11 protein-coding genes and 1 pseudogene are annotated in these 16100 nt (G+C 68.7%); 4 read left to right on the forward strand and 8 right to left on the reverse strand.

Annotation, left to right across the window (positions count from 1 at the left end; translation table 11 throughout):
- Positions 1–26 precede the first annotated feature (26 nt).
- Positions 27–2528, forward strand: a complete 2502-nt coding sequence (locus XcodCFBP4690_RS17950) for a S9 family peptidase (RefSeq protein ID WP_104543060.1) — start codon at positions 27–29, stop codon at positions 2526–2528.
- A gap of 286 nt (positions 2529–2814) precedes the next feature.
- Here the strand turns inward: XcodCFBP4690_RS17950 and gvpU are convergent, their stop codons facing one another.
- From gvpU to XcodCFBP4690_RS17995, 8 genes are all read right to left on the reverse strand, one after another.
- Entirely contained in the window at positions 2815–3282 is a 468-nt protein-coding gene (gene gvpU, locus XcodCFBP4690_RS17960; protein WP_104543064.1) for a gas vesicle accessory protein GvpU, read from the reverse strand.
- 226 nt (positions 3283–3508) lie between these two features.
- A complete protein-coding gene (locus XcodCFBP4690_RS17965; RefSeq protein ID WP_104543066.1) occupies positions 3509–5089 on the reverse strand; it encodes a gamma-glutamyltransferase family protein in 1581 nt (526 codons plus the stop codon).
- Positions 5089–6549, reverse strand: coding sequence for an AtzE family amidohydrolase (locus XcodCFBP4690_RS17970; RefSeq protein WP_104543068.1), 1461 nt, complete (start codon positions 6547–6549; stop codon positions 5089–5091). Before XcodCFBP4690_RS17970 ends, XcodCFBP4690_RS17965 begins: the two co-directional genes overlap by 1 nt.
- 108 nt (positions 6550–6657) lie before the next feature.
- Positions 6658–7842: a nucleoside hydrolase gene (locus XcodCFBP4690_RS17975; protein WP_104543070.1), complete on the reverse strand. Its 1185-nt coding sequence runs from the start codon at positions 7840–7842 to the stop codon at positions 6658–6660.
- Between the two features lie 149 nt (positions 7843–7991).
- Entirely contained in the window at positions 7992–9536 is a 1545-nt protein-coding gene (locus tag XcodCFBP4690_RS17980) for an adenosine deaminase family protein (protein ID WP_104543072.1), read from the reverse strand.
- A 331-nt stretch (positions 9537–9867) separates the two neighbouring features.
- Positions 9868–11181, reverse strand: coding sequence for an NCS2 family permease (locus XcodCFBP4690_RS17985; RefSeq protein WP_104543074.1), 1314 nt, complete (start codon positions 11179–11181; stop codon positions 9868–9870).
- A 258-nt stretch (positions 11182–11439) separates the two neighbouring features.
- A complete protein-coding gene (locus XcodCFBP4690_RS17990) occupies positions 11440–12399 on the reverse strand; it encodes a PDR/VanB family oxidoreductase (RefSeq protein WP_104543076.1) in 960 nt (319 codons plus the stop codon).
- A gap of 17 nt (positions 12400–12416) precedes the next feature.
- Positions 12417–13469 (reverse strand): aromatic ring-hydroxylating oxygenase subunit alpha, encoded by a 1053-nt coding sequence (locus tag XcodCFBP4690_RS17995; RefSeq protein ID WP_104543078.1) that lies wholly within the window; start codon positions 13467–13469, stop codon positions 12417–12419.
- A gap of 140 nt (positions 13470–13609) precedes the next feature.
- Here XcodCFBP4690_RS17995 and XcodCFBP4690_RS18000 point away from each other — a divergent pair, with 140 nt between their 5' ends.
- The 3 genes and pseudogenes from XcodCFBP4690_RS18000 (at position 13610) to XcodCFBP4690_RS18010 (ending at position 16094) form a co-directional block, all read left to right on the forward strand.
- The gene (locus XcodCFBP4690_RS18000; protein WP_104543080.1) at positions 13610–14527 is read left to right on the forward strand and encodes a LysR family transcriptional regulator; all 918 of its coding nucleotides are present in this window, start codon (positions 13610–13612) and stop codon (positions 14525–14527) included.
- Positions 14528–14812: 285 nt separating this feature from the next.
- Positions 14813–14926, forward strand: a pseudogene (locus tag XcodCFBP4690_RS18005) (LysR family transcriptional regulator); the annotation flags it as partial.
- A 361-nt stretch (positions 14927–15287) separates the two neighbouring features.
- Positions 15288–16094, forward strand: coding sequence for a TatD family hydrolase (locus XcodCFBP4690_RS18010; RefSeq protein ID WP_104543082.1), 807 nt, complete (start codon positions 15288–15290; stop codon positions 16092–16094).
- The last annotated feature ends 6 nt before the right edge of the window (positions 16095–16100 follow it).

Here is a 16100-nt window from a genome sequence, read left to right on the forward strand (position 1 = left end):
GCCACTCTCCCCCCGACAAGTCCCGCATGGCCACCTCGCACCGATGGATAGGGTTGTTGCTCGTCAGCCTCTTGCCAGCACCTGCGTTCGCAGGCACCGCGGAGGGCGGCTACCGACAGCCGCCGGAGCCGTTGTTGAGCGTGATGCGTGCACCGCTCAATCCATCGCCGCGGCTAGATCCCACCGGCAGGACCTTGCTGCTGGTGCAGCGGAACCCGTATCCGCCGATCGCACGGCTGGCCGAGCCCTATCTCAAGCTCGCCGGCGTGCGGGTGGAGCCGCGCACGCATAGCCGCCACGACATGTCCAACGGCTACGGCATTCGCGCCTGCCTGCAGGGTTTCAGCCTGATGGACATTGCCACCGGCACGCAGACGGCCGTGGCCCTGCCGGCCGACGCCTGCCCGGCGTTGCCGGTGTGGTCGCCCGACGGGCGCCGTTTCGCCTTCAACAACACCGCCGCCGACCGTGTCGAGCTCTGGGTGGGAGACACCGCCACCGGACAGGTGCGCAGGATCGACGATGTGCAGCTCAACCCTGTGCTCGGGGGCGAGATCCAATGGCTGGGCGGCAGCGACACCCTGCTGCTGAAGACCGTGCCGCGCGAGCTGGGCCCCGCACCGCGCAAGCCTGCGCTGCCGCCGGGCCCGGAGGTCAAGGAAACCATCCAGGGCAAGGGTGAAAGCAGTACCTACGAAGCCCGCGATACGCTGTCCAGTCCAGAGGACGAGGCGTTGTTCACCTATTACGCCACCGCACAACTCGTCACGGTGGATGCGGCGAGCGGTCGCCAACGCAAGCTCGGGACCCCGGCGGTGTACGACACGGTCGACGGCGCGCCGGATGGCCGCCATGTGCTGGTGGAACGGTTGAAGGCGCCGTATTCCTATGTCACCACGTATACGCGGTTCGCCCACGCTATCGCGGTGCTGGATCTGGAAACGGGCGGTGAGCGTGTGCTGGCCAATCTGCCGGTTGCTGACCGGGTGCCGGTGCAGGGTGTGGCGACCGGCCCCCGCGCCTACTCCTGGCGCGCCAATCAGCCGGCCACGCTGGTGTGGGCCGAGGCACTGGACGGCGGCGACTGGAAAACCAGCGTGCCCGCACGCGACAGGTTGATGACGCTGGCGGCACCGTTTACTGCCAGGCCGCGCGAGCTGGCGCGCGTGCAGCAGCGGTATGCAGGCCTGTCCTGGTTCGCCGACGGCGGGCAGGCGTTACTGGACGAGTACGACGAAAACCGCCATTGGCGGCGGACCACGCTGGTGGATGTCGACCGCCCTGCCGCTGGCGGACGGGTGTTGTTCGATCTGTCCACAGACGACCTGTACGCCGATCCCGGCCTGCCTGAAATGCAGGTGCTCGCCAACGGCCAGTCCGTGCTGCGCCAGACCCAGGGCGCATTGTTCCTGAGTGGGCAAGGCGCCTCGCCGGCCGGCGACCGGCCGTTCCTGGATCGTTATGAGCTTGCCACCGGCAAGACCCAGCGGCTGTTCCGCAGCGATGCCCAGGTGGACGAGGTGTTCTTCGGATTTGCCGGCGACGATGTGTCGCGCCTGCTGACCTGGCATCAGTCGCTGACCGATCCGCCCAACGTGTATCTGCGCACCCTGGGCCAACCGCTACCGGCTGCGGCCGCAGGCGAGGCTGTCGTTGCGTCCACCGCGACGCAGATCACCCGGTTCCCCGATCCGACCCCGCTGGTGCGGCAGATCAAGAAGCGTCTGGTGAGCTACAAGCGCAAGGATGGCGTGGACTTGTCGTTCACCCTGTACACGCCGCCCGGCTACCAGGAAGGCACGCGCGTACCGGCGATCCTGTATGCCTACCCGCTCGACTATGCCGACCCCTCCAAGGCCGGCCAGGTCAGCGGCGCCAGCGAGCGCGAGTTCACCCGTCTGGGCTACTACCAGCTCTTGCTGCTGGCCGGTTACGCCATCATCGACAATGCCGCCTTCCCCATCGTGGGCGACCCCAAAACCGCCTACGACACCTATCTGCAGCAGCTGGTGGACGATGCCACCGCTGCGGTGGACAAGGCGGTGGAGCTGGGGGTCGTCGACCGTCAACGCATCGGCGTCACCGGACATAGCCACGGCGCGTTGATGACGGCCAATCTGCTGGCGCATACCGATCTGTTCCGCGCAGGTGCCGCCACCAGCGGCAGCTACAACAAGACGCTGACGCCATTTGGATTCCAGAACGAGCGTCGTTCGTTCTGGGCCGCACCGGAGGTCTATGCGCAAGCCTCCGCGTTCTTCCACGCCGACAAGATCGACGAGCCCTTGTTGATCGTGCATGGCATGGACGACGCCAACCCCGGTACCGAAACCACCCAGGCTCCACGCCTGTTTCAGGCCATCCGCGGCAACGGTGGCACCGCACGCCTGGTGCTGCTGCCATTCGAGCCGCACTGGTACAGCGCACGCGAATCCACGGAAGACGTGGTGGCCGAGATGCTGGATTGGTTCGACCGTTACGTGAAGAATGCGCCGCCACGCGGTGCGGGCAGCACGCAGGATCGCTAGGCCCGCTACCCTGGAGCAGGCTGGCTGACACCGCGATGGCGTCGGTGCGGGAATGGGGCGTGGCTTGCGCGCCGCTGCTGCTGGTCAAGGCGCGCTCCTGGCCCATCTGCAGGGCGTGCCTGGTTGCGAGCCATCGCATGGCCGGTGATGCCACCGGCCATGCGCTGCGCAGCGGGTGTGCGCCAGGCTGCGGAACGCCGAGCTTGCAGCACTGCGATCGCAGCGATGCCTTGCCGCCCGGTGACGTGATCATTACCTTGCATCACCTGGGGCCGCATCACACTCATTAGTCGGCGGACAGCGAGCCCAGGGTGAAACCGGACACCGCATTGACCTTGCCGCGCCAGAGCACGCCACGGTTGCTGGGCAGCGGCTGGCCGCCGGGTGAGAAGCAACGCGCATCGATCAGGTGGATGAACTGCGGCGGTGCGCTGCTCTGCTGGCCGTCGTCATCGTCGGCGGCGGCGTCGTAAATGCTGGCATGGCTGGCGAATGCAAGACGAATGTCTTCCTTCTCCTCGTCGCTGCCGGGAAACGCCGCAGAAAATTCCTGCGCGAAGGCTTCGAAGTATTGCTTGCCGCTCACCAGCTGGCCCGAGACGACCACGCCCTCCACGAACAGGGTGATGCCGAACTGCGTATTGGAAGCGTTGGCAATGCCGACCAGCTTCTGCAGGTACCAATCCACGCTCTGGCCGTCGAACGCCAGCTTGACGTCTTCCAGCGACGGTTGATGTTGATCCTGGTCTGTCATGTTGCTCTCCTCTGGGTGGATTCGACGACGCGTCATGTCCATGCCGGATATAGGTCACCGGCCATGGTGTGCGCAAGCATGGCACACGTCCTCCTGCAGTGACTGCGGCCGGGTTCGCTCGGGCAGCGACGAAAGCACCGTGTTGTGATGGATCGACGCCTGCCCCGGATGCGCGCGGGATCGCTTCGGCAGGCAATGCCATCGTGTGGCGCACCGCTCGCCGTGCTCACCACCCTGCAACGGCGCCGTCCGAGCGCGGATCGCTCGCGCCGCTGATCACGCCATCGGCCTGCCGCACCAAGGCACCGGCATGCCCCATCACCGCGCTGTAGGCAGGCAGTAGTTCCACCGCGTGCCCGGCCTCGCGCAAGGCCTGCACCAGCGCCGGATCGAAGCGGTCTTCCAGCTTCAGCGTGGTGCTGTCCTCGCCCCAGGTGCGGCCGAGTAACCAGCGCGGCGCCGTGATCGCCTGCTGCAGCGGCATGCCGAAGCGGGCGTAACGCGAGAACAGTGCGGCCTGGGTCTGGGGTTGGCCTTCGCCGCCCATGGTGCCGTAGGCCATGACGCGGCCATCGTCGAAGCTGGCCAGCGCCGGGTTGAGGGTGTGGAAGGGCTTGCGCCCCGGGGCGAGCGCGTTCCAGCCGTCCGCCGCCAGGCGGAAGCTGCAGCCGCGGTTCTGCCAGGTGATGCCGGTGCGTGGCAGCACCAGGCCGGAGCCGAACTCGAAGTAGGTGGACTGGATGCAGCTGACCGCACGCCCGGCAGCGTCGATGGCGCCGAACCAGACCGTGTCGCCGGCCTGCGAGGGTTGCGGCCAGGGCAGGGCACGGGTCATGTCGATGCGTGCGGCCAGCGCATCGAGCGCGGCGCTATCGTCCAGCAGTGCCTGCGTGTCCAGCGTCATCCACGCCGGGTCGCCGATATGCGCATCGCGGATCAGAAAGGCCTGTTTGGTGGCTTCGACCAGGCCGTGCACATGTGCAAGGCTGTCGGCCTGGGTCACCTGCAGGCGGTCGAACAACGCCAGGATCAGCAGCGAGGCCAGGCCCTGGGTGGGTGGGGCGTGGTTGTAGACGCGTGCGCCGGCAATGCCCACCGACAACGGCACGCTGCGATCGGCGCTGTGCGCGGCCAGGTCGTCGGCATGCAGCAGGCTGCCCAGCGCCTGCAGGTCGGCGGCGATGTCGGCGGCCAGTGCACCGCGATAGAAACCGTCCAGGCCGGCATCGGCCAACCGCTGCAGGGTGTCTGCCAGCTGCGGTTGCTGCAGCAGCGCGCCCTCGCGCAGGGGCACGCCGTGGGGTTCGAAGATGCGTGCGTAGGCGCCGGGCTGGCAGCGCAGTTCGCCGCCCTTGTCGGCCGCTATCTGGGCGCCGCCGGCGGTGACCGGAACACCGGCGGCGGCGTGATGGATGGCATCGGCGAGCAGGCGCTGCAGCGGCAGCCGGCCATCGGCCCGTTGCAGCGCCAATGCCCAGCCGGAGACGGTGCCGGCCACGGTATTGGCCGCAGCGGGGCCGCGCCAGGGGATGCCGGCCTGGCCGGCGTAGTAGTCCAGGGTCGCTGCACGCGCGGCGCGGCCGCAGGCGTCGATGGCGTGGACGTGGCCATCCGGCTCGCGAATCAGCCAGAAGCCGTCGCCGCCGATACCGGTCATGTGGGGATACACCACCGCCAGGCAGGCGGCGGTGGCAACCGCCGCTTCGATGGCGGTGCCGCCGTCGCGCAGCACATCGCGGCCGGCCTGCGCGGCCAGGTGATGCGGTGCCACCACCATGCCGCGGCAGGCGCGCAAGGTCTGCAGCATCACTGGCCCTCCGCCGGTGGGCTGAAGGCCAGGTGCCCATCGCGTTCGAGCTGCGCGGCGAGGGCGAACAGGCGGTCTTCGCGGCCAGGCGCGGCGATCAGCTGTACGCCTAACGGCAGGCGGCCCGGACGCGGCAGTGGCGCGGCCAGCACTGGGCATCCGGCCAGGCCGAGCGGCTGGGTGAAGATGCCCAGGTTGGCGCGTGCCGAGACCGACAGGCCGTCGATCTGGATGGTGTCCTGGTCGATGCGCGGCGCCACGCACGGCGTGGCTGGCGCGATCAACACATCCACCTCGTCCCACAGCGCCCGCATCGCGGTGGCGAACCAATGGGCGAAGGCCTGCGCATCGGCCACCGCGCTGGCCGGCAGCTGCAGCCCGGCCAGCAGGCGGTCGCGCGTGGCCGGGTCGAACTGCTCGGCCTGCGTTGCGAGGGCGGCGCGATGACGGTGGCCGCCTTCGGCGGCGGTCAGCACGAAGGCCGCCGCACGTGCGCGCTCGGCTTCCGGCAATTCGACCACCGCGTTGCTGTTGCAGGCCTGCAGCAGCGCGCCCAGGCCGGCCTCCAGTTCGTGATCGAGATTGCGCTGGAACCAGCCGCCAAGCCGGGCGATGCGCAGGGTGTTGGCAGTGCAGGCTGCAATCGGCTGTCCGAGCAACACCTCCTGCACGCGGCGCAGGTCGGCCACGCAGGTCGCGAACGGCCCCACCACGTCCAGCGCATCGACGAAGGGAAACACGCCCTCCAGCGGAATTGCGCCATGCGTCGGGCGCAGGCCATACACGCCGCACAGCGCGGCGGGCACGCGGATCGAGCCGTTGGTGTCCGAACCCAGCGCGAACGGCACTAGCCCCGCCGCCACCGCCGCCGCCGAGCCACCCGAGGAGCCGCCGGCCAGATGCTGGTGGTCGTGCGGATTGGCGGTGGTGCCGTGGTGCGCGTTGACGGTGGCAAACCCGTAGGCGAATTCGTCCATGTTGGCAGTGCCGACCAGCACCGCGCCGGCATCGCCCAGGCGCTGCACCACCGCCGCATCGCGGTGGGCCGGCGCGCAGTGCGCGCGTACCGCCGCGCCGGCGGTGGTGACCTGGCCGGCGACATCGAACAGGTCCTTGACCACGAACGGCACGCCCGCCAGCGCACCGCCATCGCTGCCACCGCTCAGCGCCGATTGCACACGCGCGGCATCGGCGGCGGCGCGTGCCGGCAGCAGGCGGGTGACCGCACACAGGCGGTCGTTGGCCTGGTGGATGCGCGCCAGGGTCTGGGTGGCCAGGCGCGCGATCTGCGCGGGCTGGCTACGCGAGGTGGCAACGATGGCCGCGATCTGGCCACGTGGGCCGGCGGTGTCATGGCCCGCGGCACGTGGTGGGTTGAAACTGCTCAACAGGTGCGCATGGCCGCGCAGGATATCGGTATTGCGATCGATGCCGGCTTGCCACTGCGCTGGGAGTTGCATGGGTCACCTTGGGTTGCTGGTGCTGGTGCTGGTGCGGGTCGGGCCCCTCTCCCGCCGGGAGAGGGGTTGGGGTGAGGGTGCCCCGGGAGTTGGAGGTGTGTCAGCGGCTCATGCCGCTGGCTCGTTGTCGTACTCAGCGGGCATCGCATTTTTATCGGCTGGCGTCCCCTCATCCGCCCTTCGGGCCCCTTCTCCCGGTGGGAGAGGGGGGAGCGGCAACCCGACTGCTGGCGGCTGCGCTGCAGTGAGGCGGTCGATCAACAACTGCTCGAACGCCTCCACATCCACCGCATGCACCACGCGTTGCGCCTGCTCGCCCAGGCCCGGCTGGTAGCCCGGCGCCCATGACAGGATGTCGCCATAGCCCGCGTCGAAGGCAGTGTTGGTGTCGACATACAGCGTCTCCACCTGCGTGGCCAACTCCGGCTGCAACCATAGCGCCGTGGCCAGCTCATCCCACATCGGAAAACCCGGCTCGCGCCGCCGCAGCGCCTGCCCGATCACGGTGTCGGCGGCGCTCATGCGCGCGAGCAGGTGCGGGGTGAGTTCGGTGGCGGTGGAAGGGTCCACCGGCACCATGGTGATCCTGCGCCACGGGGCGTGCATGACGATGCGGGCCGCTTCCGGATCCCAGCGGATATTGAATTCGCGGCGGGGCGAATGGACGAACTCGCGCGCGAACTGCCGCGCACTGACGCTGTTGCGCTGCTGCCTTGGATTGAGGCTGCCGCCCATGTACACCAGTTCGCGCGCGAGCGTGGCGAACGCCGGGTCCAGCGATTGCGCCAGCGCCAGATTGGTCAACGGGCCGGTGGCAACGATGCTCACCTCGCCCGGGTATTGACGCACCATGCGCAGCATGAACAACGCGGCCGGCCCGTCGGCCGGGCGCACCACGCTGGGATTGCCCAGTGCCAGGTCGGGCACCACGTCGTGCGCGTGGTAGCGCGGCGCGCTCTGCACGGTATCCCCATCCACCCACTGCCGCGTCCACGCACCTTTCCAGACCAGCTTGCCGTACAGCGCTTCCCAGCGCTCGGTGGCGGCCTCGCTGTTGAGCAGCGGATGCACCGGGCCCGGCAGCACCGGAATCTGCGGATGGCCGGCCAGTTCCAGCAGGCGGCAGGTATGGGCCAGCACTTCGTCGCGCCAGATGTTGCCGCTCACCGCACTGATGCCGAGCACCTCGACCTCGGTCGATTGCAACAGCAGGACATGCGCAGGCGTGAAGCCATCGATGTCGTCTTCGAGGATGACGCGGCGTCTGGATGGGGCGGCGTTGGGGTCGGTCATTGCGCTTCGGTCGTGGAGTGAAATGTGGTGCAGCGGAGATGGAGCGGACGTTGCGTGAGGAGGAACATGCCTGTGCGCGAGGTGGCGTTCGCGGGTGAAGCCTGTTCGCGCAAGGGCGCGCTTCCGAGCGACGGGTGCCGCTGCCGACGCTAGCTGCGCTGTGTCAGCAGCGAGCGCTCGTACTGCGCCAGGTCGAGTTCCAGCTGCCATTGCAGCCGCGCCTTCTCGCTGGCCTGGCGAAAGGCGCGGCAGCCGGCATCGTCCGCCTCGCGTTGCAGTGCGTTGCGGCAGGCCTGCAGGGCACTGCCATCGGCAGCCCACAGGCTGACACCGGGCAGGAAGCTGTAGGTCAGGCCATTGCGCGCCAGCTGCTTGAGCGTGGGGTAGTCGATGCCCTGTTCCTGCATGGCGCGTTGGTATTCGTGGGTCATGTCCGCGCGCGACACGCCGGCATCATCGGTGGACAGCACCACCGGCACGCCTGCGCGCAGATACATCGACAACGGGTGCGCGGCGCCCTTGATCCCCAGAATCACATCGTTGCTGGTGAGGTTGATCTCTACTGCCACCTGTTTGCGGCGCATCTGTTGCAGCAGCGCCTCGGCATCGTCCTCGTAGGGCAGGTCCACGCCATGGCCGATACGGCGTGCGCCAACGTCCACCGCCTGGCGGATATGCGAGCGCAATTGTGCCGGCGGCACCAGCCCCAGGGTCAGCTCGCCGGCATGCAGGGACAGCGCAACGCCTGGATAGCGCGTGGCGAAGAAGCCGAACATCGCCATATGCCGCGTGTAGTCGGCCAGCGCCACCGGGTTGTCTTCGGGCGCAACGATGTTCACCGCCACCGCGCGGCTGCCACCGGCGGTCACCAGCGCATGGGCCAGCGCCATCTGCCCGAACACCGCCGGCTGCGGCAGCACGCGCAACACATACGGCACATAGCGATAGGCGACCCGGCAGCCGGGGCGCGCATCGGCCTGGTCGCAGCGCAGCACGCGGCGCACCTGCGCATCGGTGTCGGCCAGCGCCGCCTGTGCGGCCTGCACCAGCGGCGGCAACGCCTGCTGCAGGGCGGCCAGGTTGGCGCTGTCGTCATCGCCGTGCCAGGGCAGTGCCTGCATGCGCTGCGCGGCCTGCTCCATCTGCGGCGGGTTGGCGATGATTTCCACGTAGGGCACGCGGTCGCGCGCGGCCTGGTCGAGTACCGCGGCCACGGTATCGGCCACACGCGCCCGCACCACCGCATCGAACTTGCCGAAGCTGCCGAAGAACTGGCCGTGCCCGCTGGGCTGCGCGGCAGTGGGCAGGAACCGGCGCATCGACAGCGCGTCCACCACCCGCCCGTACAACGCTGCATTGCGAGCGGCCAGGCCGTTGGCCGGTTCCTGCCCCTTGCCGCAGGGCGGCGCATGCAGGCTCAGGTCATCCAGCTGCACGCAGGCGCCGTCTTCGCTGGCCCACTGCAGGTAGTCCTCGGCATACACCGAGCCGGACAGGTGATTGTGCAGGTCGCCGCCCTTGGGCATGGCCTGCAGCCAGGCGCGCAGCTGTGCAGGTTGCGCGGCGGCAGCGTGGAACAGCTGCGCCACCTGCTGCTCGCGCTGCTGCGCAGGAGCGGGAACCGTGCGTGCCTGGGCGATGCAGGGCAACAACGTGCAAAGACTCAGGATCAGATAGCGATGCAGACGCGACATGCGGAATGAACTCGGTAAAGACATCAGGGGGCCTGGTGGCTGCAGGCGTCTGCGCAGCGACGCCACGCAGTGAAGCGCAGGCGACGGCCCGCAGGTAAGGCGGAGACAGGCATGCCGCCATGTCAGCACGGTGGCGTGCGCGATGCCAGCCGGAGGACTGGCGCACACCGCATCACCGACCGTGCGCAGGCGCTGCCCGACGCCCCGCACCACGCTGCCGGCAGCCTTGTTCGCGGGCCAGGCAATCACGGTCGCGCGTGCCATGCAGCGCCCGTGACGACCATATGCGGCGCGACTGCGCGAACACGCATCTGCGCATGCCAGCATCGGTTCATTCCAGCGCATAGCGCAGCACGAACAGGCCGGCGATCGCCCAGGTGGCCGGGTGCACACCGCGCCAGCGGCCGCTGCCCAGCCTGAGCGCTGCGTAGGTGATGAAGCCCAGCGCCAGGCCGGTGGCGATGGAGTAGGTGAGCGGCATGGCGAGCATGCAGATCGCCGCCGGCAACGCTTCGCCGACATCGTCCCACTGGATCTGCGTGCACTCGCGCAGCATCACCGAGGCCAGATAGATCAGTGCCGGCGCGGTGGCATACGCCGGCACCATGGCGGCCAATGGCGAGAACAGCAGCGCCAGCAGGAACAAGGCGGCGACCACCAGCGCGGTCAGGCCGGTGCGCCCGCCCACCTGCACGCCGGCGGCGCTTTCCACGTAGGCGGTGGTGCTGGAGGTGCCGAGCAACGAACCGGCCAGGATGGCGGTGCTGTCGGCCAGCAGCGCGCGGTCGAACTGTCGGCGCTGCGCCTGCGTGCGCAGCAGGCCGGCGCGCTGCGCCACGCCCATCAAGGTGCCGGTGGCATCGAACATCTCCACCAGCACGAACACCAGCACCACGTGCAGCACCGCCGCAAGCGCACCGCTGCCGCCGTGGCCGTGCAGCGCGCCGGCGATATCCAGCTGCAGCAGCGTCGGCGCCAGGCTGGGCGGCAGCGACAGCACGCCCTGGTAGCGCACCAGACCCAGCGCCAGCGCCGCAGTGGTGACGGCCAGGATGCCGAGCAACATCGCCCCCCGCACGCGTCGTGCTTCCAGCACGCCGATCAACAGCAGCCCGGCCAACGCCAGCAGCGGTTCGGGCCGATGCAGGTCGCCCAGGGTCAGCAGCGTCTGCGGATGCGCGACCACCAGCCCGGCCTTCTGCAGGCCGATGAGCGCCAGAAACAGGCCGATGCCGGCCGCGATCGCGCTGCGCAACGTGGCCGGGATGCCATCGACCAACCAGCGCCGCGCACCGGTGACGGTCAGCAGCAGGAACAGGCAGCCGGAAACGAACACCAGCCCCAGCGTCTGTTGCCAGCTGTAACCCAGCGCGCCCACCACGGTGAAGGCGAAGAACGCATTCAGGCCCATGCCCGGCGCCATGCCGATCGGGTAGTTGGCCAGCACGCCCATCAGCAGCGAGCCCAGCGCCGCGGCCAGGCAGGTCGCCACGAACACCGCGCCATGGTCCATGCCGGTGGTGGCCAGGATGTCGGGGTTGACGAAGACGATGTACGCCATCGTCAGGAAGGTGGTGGCGCCGGCCAGCAGCTCCGTGCACGCAGTGCTGCCATTGGCGGCCAGCGCGAATCCGGGCCAGCGCATCAGCGTGCGGCCTCACGATGGAACAGGGGAATCACACGGCTGGCATGCATCGGCAAGGCTCTCTTCAACGCAGGGCATCCAGAGCGCGGCCCGTGGATGCAGGCTGCCCATCTTGCCTTGTGCGTGCGGATTTGCCATCGCCGTGGGCCATTGCCGCGCGTGATCGCCGTCGTGCATCAGGATGGCCGGGGCCGGGGAGCGGTGCGCGGCCTGCCGGGAGCCGTGCAACGCATGCGGTGCGCGCACGATGTTGCCGGTTCAAAGATCCAGCACCAGGCGCGGCGAGCGGCTGCGCGAGCAGCACAGAGTGATCTGCGTATTGCTGGCGCGTTCGGCATCGCCGAGCACGCTGTCGCGGTGATCGGGGACACCGGCGATCACACCGGTCAGGCAGGCCCCGCACATGCCCTGCTCGCAGGACAGCGGCACCTCGATCCCGGCATCCAGCAGGGCGCTGGCGATGCTGCAATCGGCCGGCACCTGCAGCACGCGGCCGCTGGCGGCCAGCTCCACTTCGAAGGCGCGATCCGCCGTGTGGCCGTGACTGGCATCGGTGGCGGCGAAATGTTCGCGATGCAGCTGCGCAGCGCTCCATCCATGCGCCCGGGCCAGCTGCGTGAAGTGGTCCATGAAGGCCGCCGGCCCGCACAGGTACAGCTGGTCGTGCGCGCGTGCCTGGCCGAGTTCCTCGGGCACATGCACGCGTGGGCTCTGCCCGCCATCGCTCAGGTGCAGATGTACCTGGCCGTGCACGAAGCCTTGCTGCAGCCGCTGCCCGAAGGCCACGTCGGCGTGCCGACGCGCGTAGTAATGCAACACGAAGGCCTCGCCGCGCGCTTCCAGCGCTTCGGCCATGGACAGCAGTGGGGTGATGCCGATCCCGGCGGCCAGCAGCACATGCCGCTCGCCCGGATGCAGCGGAAACAGGTTGCGCGGGCTGGAGATGCGCAGCCGGTCGCCGGCCGTCAGCTGTTCGCACAGATGCCGCGAACCGCCGCGCGAGGCATCGGCCAATTTGACGCATAGCACATAGTGATCGCGCACATGCGGCGCGCTGGCGATCGAATACTGGCGGATCAAGCCATCCGGCAGATGCAGGTCCACGTGCGCACCGGCCTCGAACGCGGGCAACTCGTTGCCGATCGGCTCCAGGCGGATCGCACGCTGGCGGTGGCCTTGCTCGGCCACGGCGGCAACACGCACTTCATGCAGGCTCATGGCGCGCTCCTTGGCGATCAGCGCAGGAAGAAATCGCTATAGCCCTGGCTGCGCAGGCCACGGCGGTAGGCGATCGAGCTGCGGTCGGCCGGGATATGCACCTCCAGCAGCGGGTCCAGCGGCAGGTATTCGGGGCGTTGCGCTTCCACCATGGCCCGGTCTTCCTCGAACACGCGCAGGTTGAAGGCATGCACGTCCTCCACCGGCAGATGGGTGTCGAAGTTGCGCGCGATCGGCACCAGCAGGCGGGTCTTGTGCTTGGACACCGGGCTGGCGGCATTCATGATCACCAGCCGCTTGCCCGGCACCGGGAAGTGGATGGTGAGCGTGGCGGTGAACGGCAGATGCACCTCGAAGTGGCGCAGCCACTGGAAGCTCGGGTCCACGTCCGGCAGCGGCATGTCCACCGAATAATTGGCCACGCTGCTGAGGTAATCGGCGTTGAAACCGGTCGGCGTTTCGGTGGTGGTGTAGGCCGGCACCTCGCGCTTGTCCGGCTGGGCGAACGTGGCGGTATGCACGAAGGCGAAGTGCGCCACGTCGATGAAGCCTTCCAGCTGCCGCGCCGCGCTGCCGGCGATGTCGAAGGCCGGGCACACGATCTGCTGGAAGCCGTCCTCGTCCCAACCCGGCATCGGCGGGATCTGCACCTCGGCCTCGCTCACCCCGGCCGGTTTGGCCAGGCACACCCAGATCAGGCCGTAGCGCTCGGCCACCGCGTAGGTGTGCAGGCGCATCCTGGCCGGGATGTTCTGGGTGGGACTGGCCGGAATGTGATTGCAGCGCCCGCCCGCGCCGAAGCGCAACCCGTGGTAGGCGCAGACCACGCCGCCGCCATCGGCCGTGCCCATGCTCAGCGGCACCCCGCGGTGCGGGCAGACATCGCGCGCGGCCACCAGTTCACTGCCCAGGCGGTACAGCACCAGCGGCTCGTCCAGCAGGGTGGCCTTGAACGGCGCCTGCCCCACCTCGCTGCTCAGCGCCACCGCGTGCCAGTGCTGGGCCAGGAGCTGCCAGTCGGCGGCGGCGAAGGTGCAGTGCAGGGGCAGGGCGGGGACGGCGACATCCATGGGGCGGTCTCTGGCGTGAGGCGGGAGCGGCACCCGTCGCAGGGGCCTGGATTGACTCTAGGAAGCCGGGGGTGTGTGATCAAACATCGTTTTTCCGTCCAGTCATTGCAAAAAATGCAACGCCACGCGAGTTCCACCCCATGCTGACCTTCTCCCGCTTCACCCGTTACTTCATCGAAGTGGCCCGCTGCGGCAGCATCCGCAAGGCCTCGGAGGTGCTGCACGTCTCGGCCTCGGCGATCGACCGGCAGATCCTCAAGGCCGAGGAAGAGCTGGGCGCCCAGTTGTTCGAGCGCCTGCCCGGCCGGCTGCGACTCACCGCCGCCGGCGAACTGCTGTTGGTGGATGTGCGCGGCTGGGAAAAGGCGTATGCGCGCACGCTGGAGCGCTTCGACGAGCTCAAGGGGCTGCGCCGCGGCCATGTGGAGATCGCCATGATCGACGCGCTCAGCGAGGGCGTGGTCCCGGAGGCGGTCGCATCGCTGGTGCAGGAGTACCCGGGCATCACCTTCAACCTGTCCACCGCGCGCAACCAGCGGGTGATGGAGATGGTGACTTCCGCCGATGTGGACATCGGCCTGCTGCTGGACCCGGTGAGCAGCGTGGACCTGGAGGTGCGCGCATTCGCCGACATTCCGTTGGGCATTGCCATGCCGGTAGGTCACCCGCTGAGCGGCCGCAGCGACTTGCAGCTGAGCGAAACGCTGGAGCACCGCCTGCTGCTGCCGGCCGCGCCGCTGATCGTGGGCGAGCATGCCAAGGTGCTGTACCAGCGCCAACACATCGACGTGAAGCGGCTCACCCACTGCAACGACGTGCGCACCCTGCGCGGCCTGGTGCGTGCCGGTGCCGGCGTAGGCCTGATGTCGTGGCTGGACGCCGCACCCGATGTGGCCGACGGACGCCTGGCCTTCGTCCCATTCCGCCAGCACCTGACCAAGCCGATGACGCTGGCGCTGTGCGTGGCCCCGCAACGGCAACTCTCGCGCTCGGCGCAGCTGGCGATCCAGGCGCTGGCGGCAAAGATCGATGCGATGGCGGTGCCGCCGGTGCGGTGAGTGTGTTGTGCGGGCGGCCCTCACCCCTGCCCCTCTCCCGCGGGCGGGAGAGGGGAACGGCGGTGCGTTCGTGCAGGCCGATGGTGTGACGCTGGCGCTGCGCGCGGCTCCGCCGCGACGGCTGTCGCGCTCGGCGTAGCTGGTGATCCAGGTGGTGGCGGCGAAGATCGATGGCGATGGCGGTGCCGGTGGTGGGGTGAGTGTGTTGTGCGGGCGGCCCTCACCCCTGCCCCTCTCCCGCAGGCGGGAGAGGGGAGCGGCGGTGCGTTCGTGCAGGCCGATGGTGTGACGCTGGCGCTGTGCGTGGCTCCGCCGCGACGGCTGTCGCGCTCGGCGCAGATGGTGATCCCTCTGGTGGCGGCGAAGATCGATGCGATGGCGGTGCCGGCGGTGGGGTGAGTGTGTTGTGCGGGCGGCCCTCACCCCTGCCTCTCTCCCGCAGACGGGAGAGGGGAACGGCAACGCACGCGCTGCAGGGCGATGGTGTGCAGGCGCTGCGGGCGCCATGCAGTGCTGTCAGCCGTGTTCGGGTACGTACAGAGCGTGCAGATGCTGACGAGAGTCTGCAGACATTGCCTGCCGCGCGCGCAGACCACCAACAGCCGCCGATACCACTGACAGCCGCCGATACCACCAACAGCATGCAGATGCCGCAGCAACTGTTCCTTCTCCCGCCTGCGGGAGAAGGTGCCCGCAGGGCGGATGAGGGCAATGCCCACCCAGTACAATCGTATCTGCTCTTTCAGGCCACACCCGCACCATGCAATTGATCGATATCGGCGCGAACCTTACCCATGACTCCTTCGACCGCGATCGCGAAGCGGTGCTGCAACGCGCCCGCGAGGCCGGGGTGTCGCAACTGGTGGTCACCGGCGCCAGCCGAGAGCATTCGCCGCTGGCGCTGCAGCTGGCGCAGCAGTATCCCGGTTTCCTGTACGCCACCGCCGGCGTGCATCCGCATCATGCGGTGGAATTCACCGCCGAATGCGAAACGGAAATGCGTACCCTGCACGCGCATCCGCAGGTGGTGGCCGTGGGCGAATGCGGGCTGGATTACTTTCGCGATTTCGCGCCGCGCCCGGCCCAGCACAAGGCCTTCGAACGTCAACTGCAGCTGGCGGCCGACAACGGCAAGCCGCTGTTCCTGCACCAGCGCGATGCGCACGAGGACTTCCTGTCGATCATGCGCAGTTTCGACGGCAAGCTGGGTGCGGCCGTGGTGCATTGCTTCACCGGCACGCGCGAAGAACTGTTCGCCTATCTGGATCGCGATTACTACATCGGCATCACCGGGTGGCTGTGCGACGAGCGGCGCGGCGCGCACCTGCGCGAACTGGTACGCAACATCCCCGCCAACCGGTTGATGATCGAAACCGACGCGCCTTACCTGCTGCCACGCACGCTCAAGCCCATGCCCAAGGACCGCCGCAACGAGCCGATGTTCCTGTCGCATATCGTCGAGGAGCTGGCACGCGACCGTGGCGAAACGGTGGCCGTGACCGCCACCAACAGCACGGCGGCGGCGCGCAGTTTCTTCCGTCTGCCGGTCTCTGCCGCAGCCGATTGAGTCAGC

It is taken from the genome of Xanthomonas codiaei, from assembly GCF_002939785.1.
GTDB lineage: Bacteria > Pseudomonadota > Gammaproteobacteria > Xanthomonadales > Xanthomonadaceae > Xanthomonas > Xanthomonas codiaei.

Bases quoted from the DNA above. Each gene is read 5' to 3' on its own strand.
- XcodCFBP4690_RS17985 (WP_104543074.1), bottom strand. From the start codon at position 11,181: ATGCGCTGGCCCGGATTCGCGCTGGCCGCCAATGGCAGCACTGCGTGC.
- XcodCFBP4690_RS17950 (WP_104543060.1), top strand. From the start codon at position 27: ATGGCCACCTCGCACCGATGGATAGGGTTGTTGCTCGTCAGCCTCTTG.
- XcodCFBP4690_RS18000 (WP_104543080.1), top strand. From the start codon at position 13,610: ATGCTGACCTTCTCCCGCTTCACCCGTTACTTCATCGAAGTGGCCCGC.
- XcodCFBP4690_RS17970 (WP_104543068.1), bottom strand. From the start codon at position 6,549: ATGCAACTCCCAGCGCAGTGGCAAGCCGGCATCGATCGCAATACCGAT.
- XcodCFBP4690_RS17965 (WP_104543066.1), bottom strand. From the start codon at position 5,089: ATGCTGCAGACCTTGCGCGCCTGCCGCGGCATGGTGGTGGCACCGCAT.
- XcodCFBP4690_RS17980 (WP_104543072.1), bottom strand. From the start codon at position 9,536: ATGTCGCGTCTGCATCGCTATCTGATCCTGAGTCTTTGCACGTTGTTG.
- XcodCFBP4690_RS17995 (WP_104543078.1), bottom strand. From the start codon at position 13,469: ATGGATGTCGCCGTCCCCGCCCTGCCCCTGCACTGCACCTTCGCCGCC.
- XcodCFBP4690_RS17975 (WP_104543070.1), bottom strand. From the start codon at position 7,842: ATGACCGACCCCAACGCCGCCCCATCCAGACGCCGCGTCATCCTCGAA.
- XcodCFBP4690_RS18010 (WP_104543082.1), top strand. From the start codon at position 15,288: ATGCAATTGATCGATATCGGCGCGAACCTTACCCATGACTCCTTCGAC.
- XcodCFBP4690_RS17990 (WP_104543076.1), bottom strand. From the start codon at position 12,399: ATGAGCCTGCATGAAGTGCGTGTTGCCGCCGTGGCCGAGCAAGGCCAC.
- gvpU (WP_104543064.1), bottom strand. From the start codon at position 3,282: ATGACAGACCAGGATCAACATCAACCGTCGCTGGAAGACGTCAAGCTG.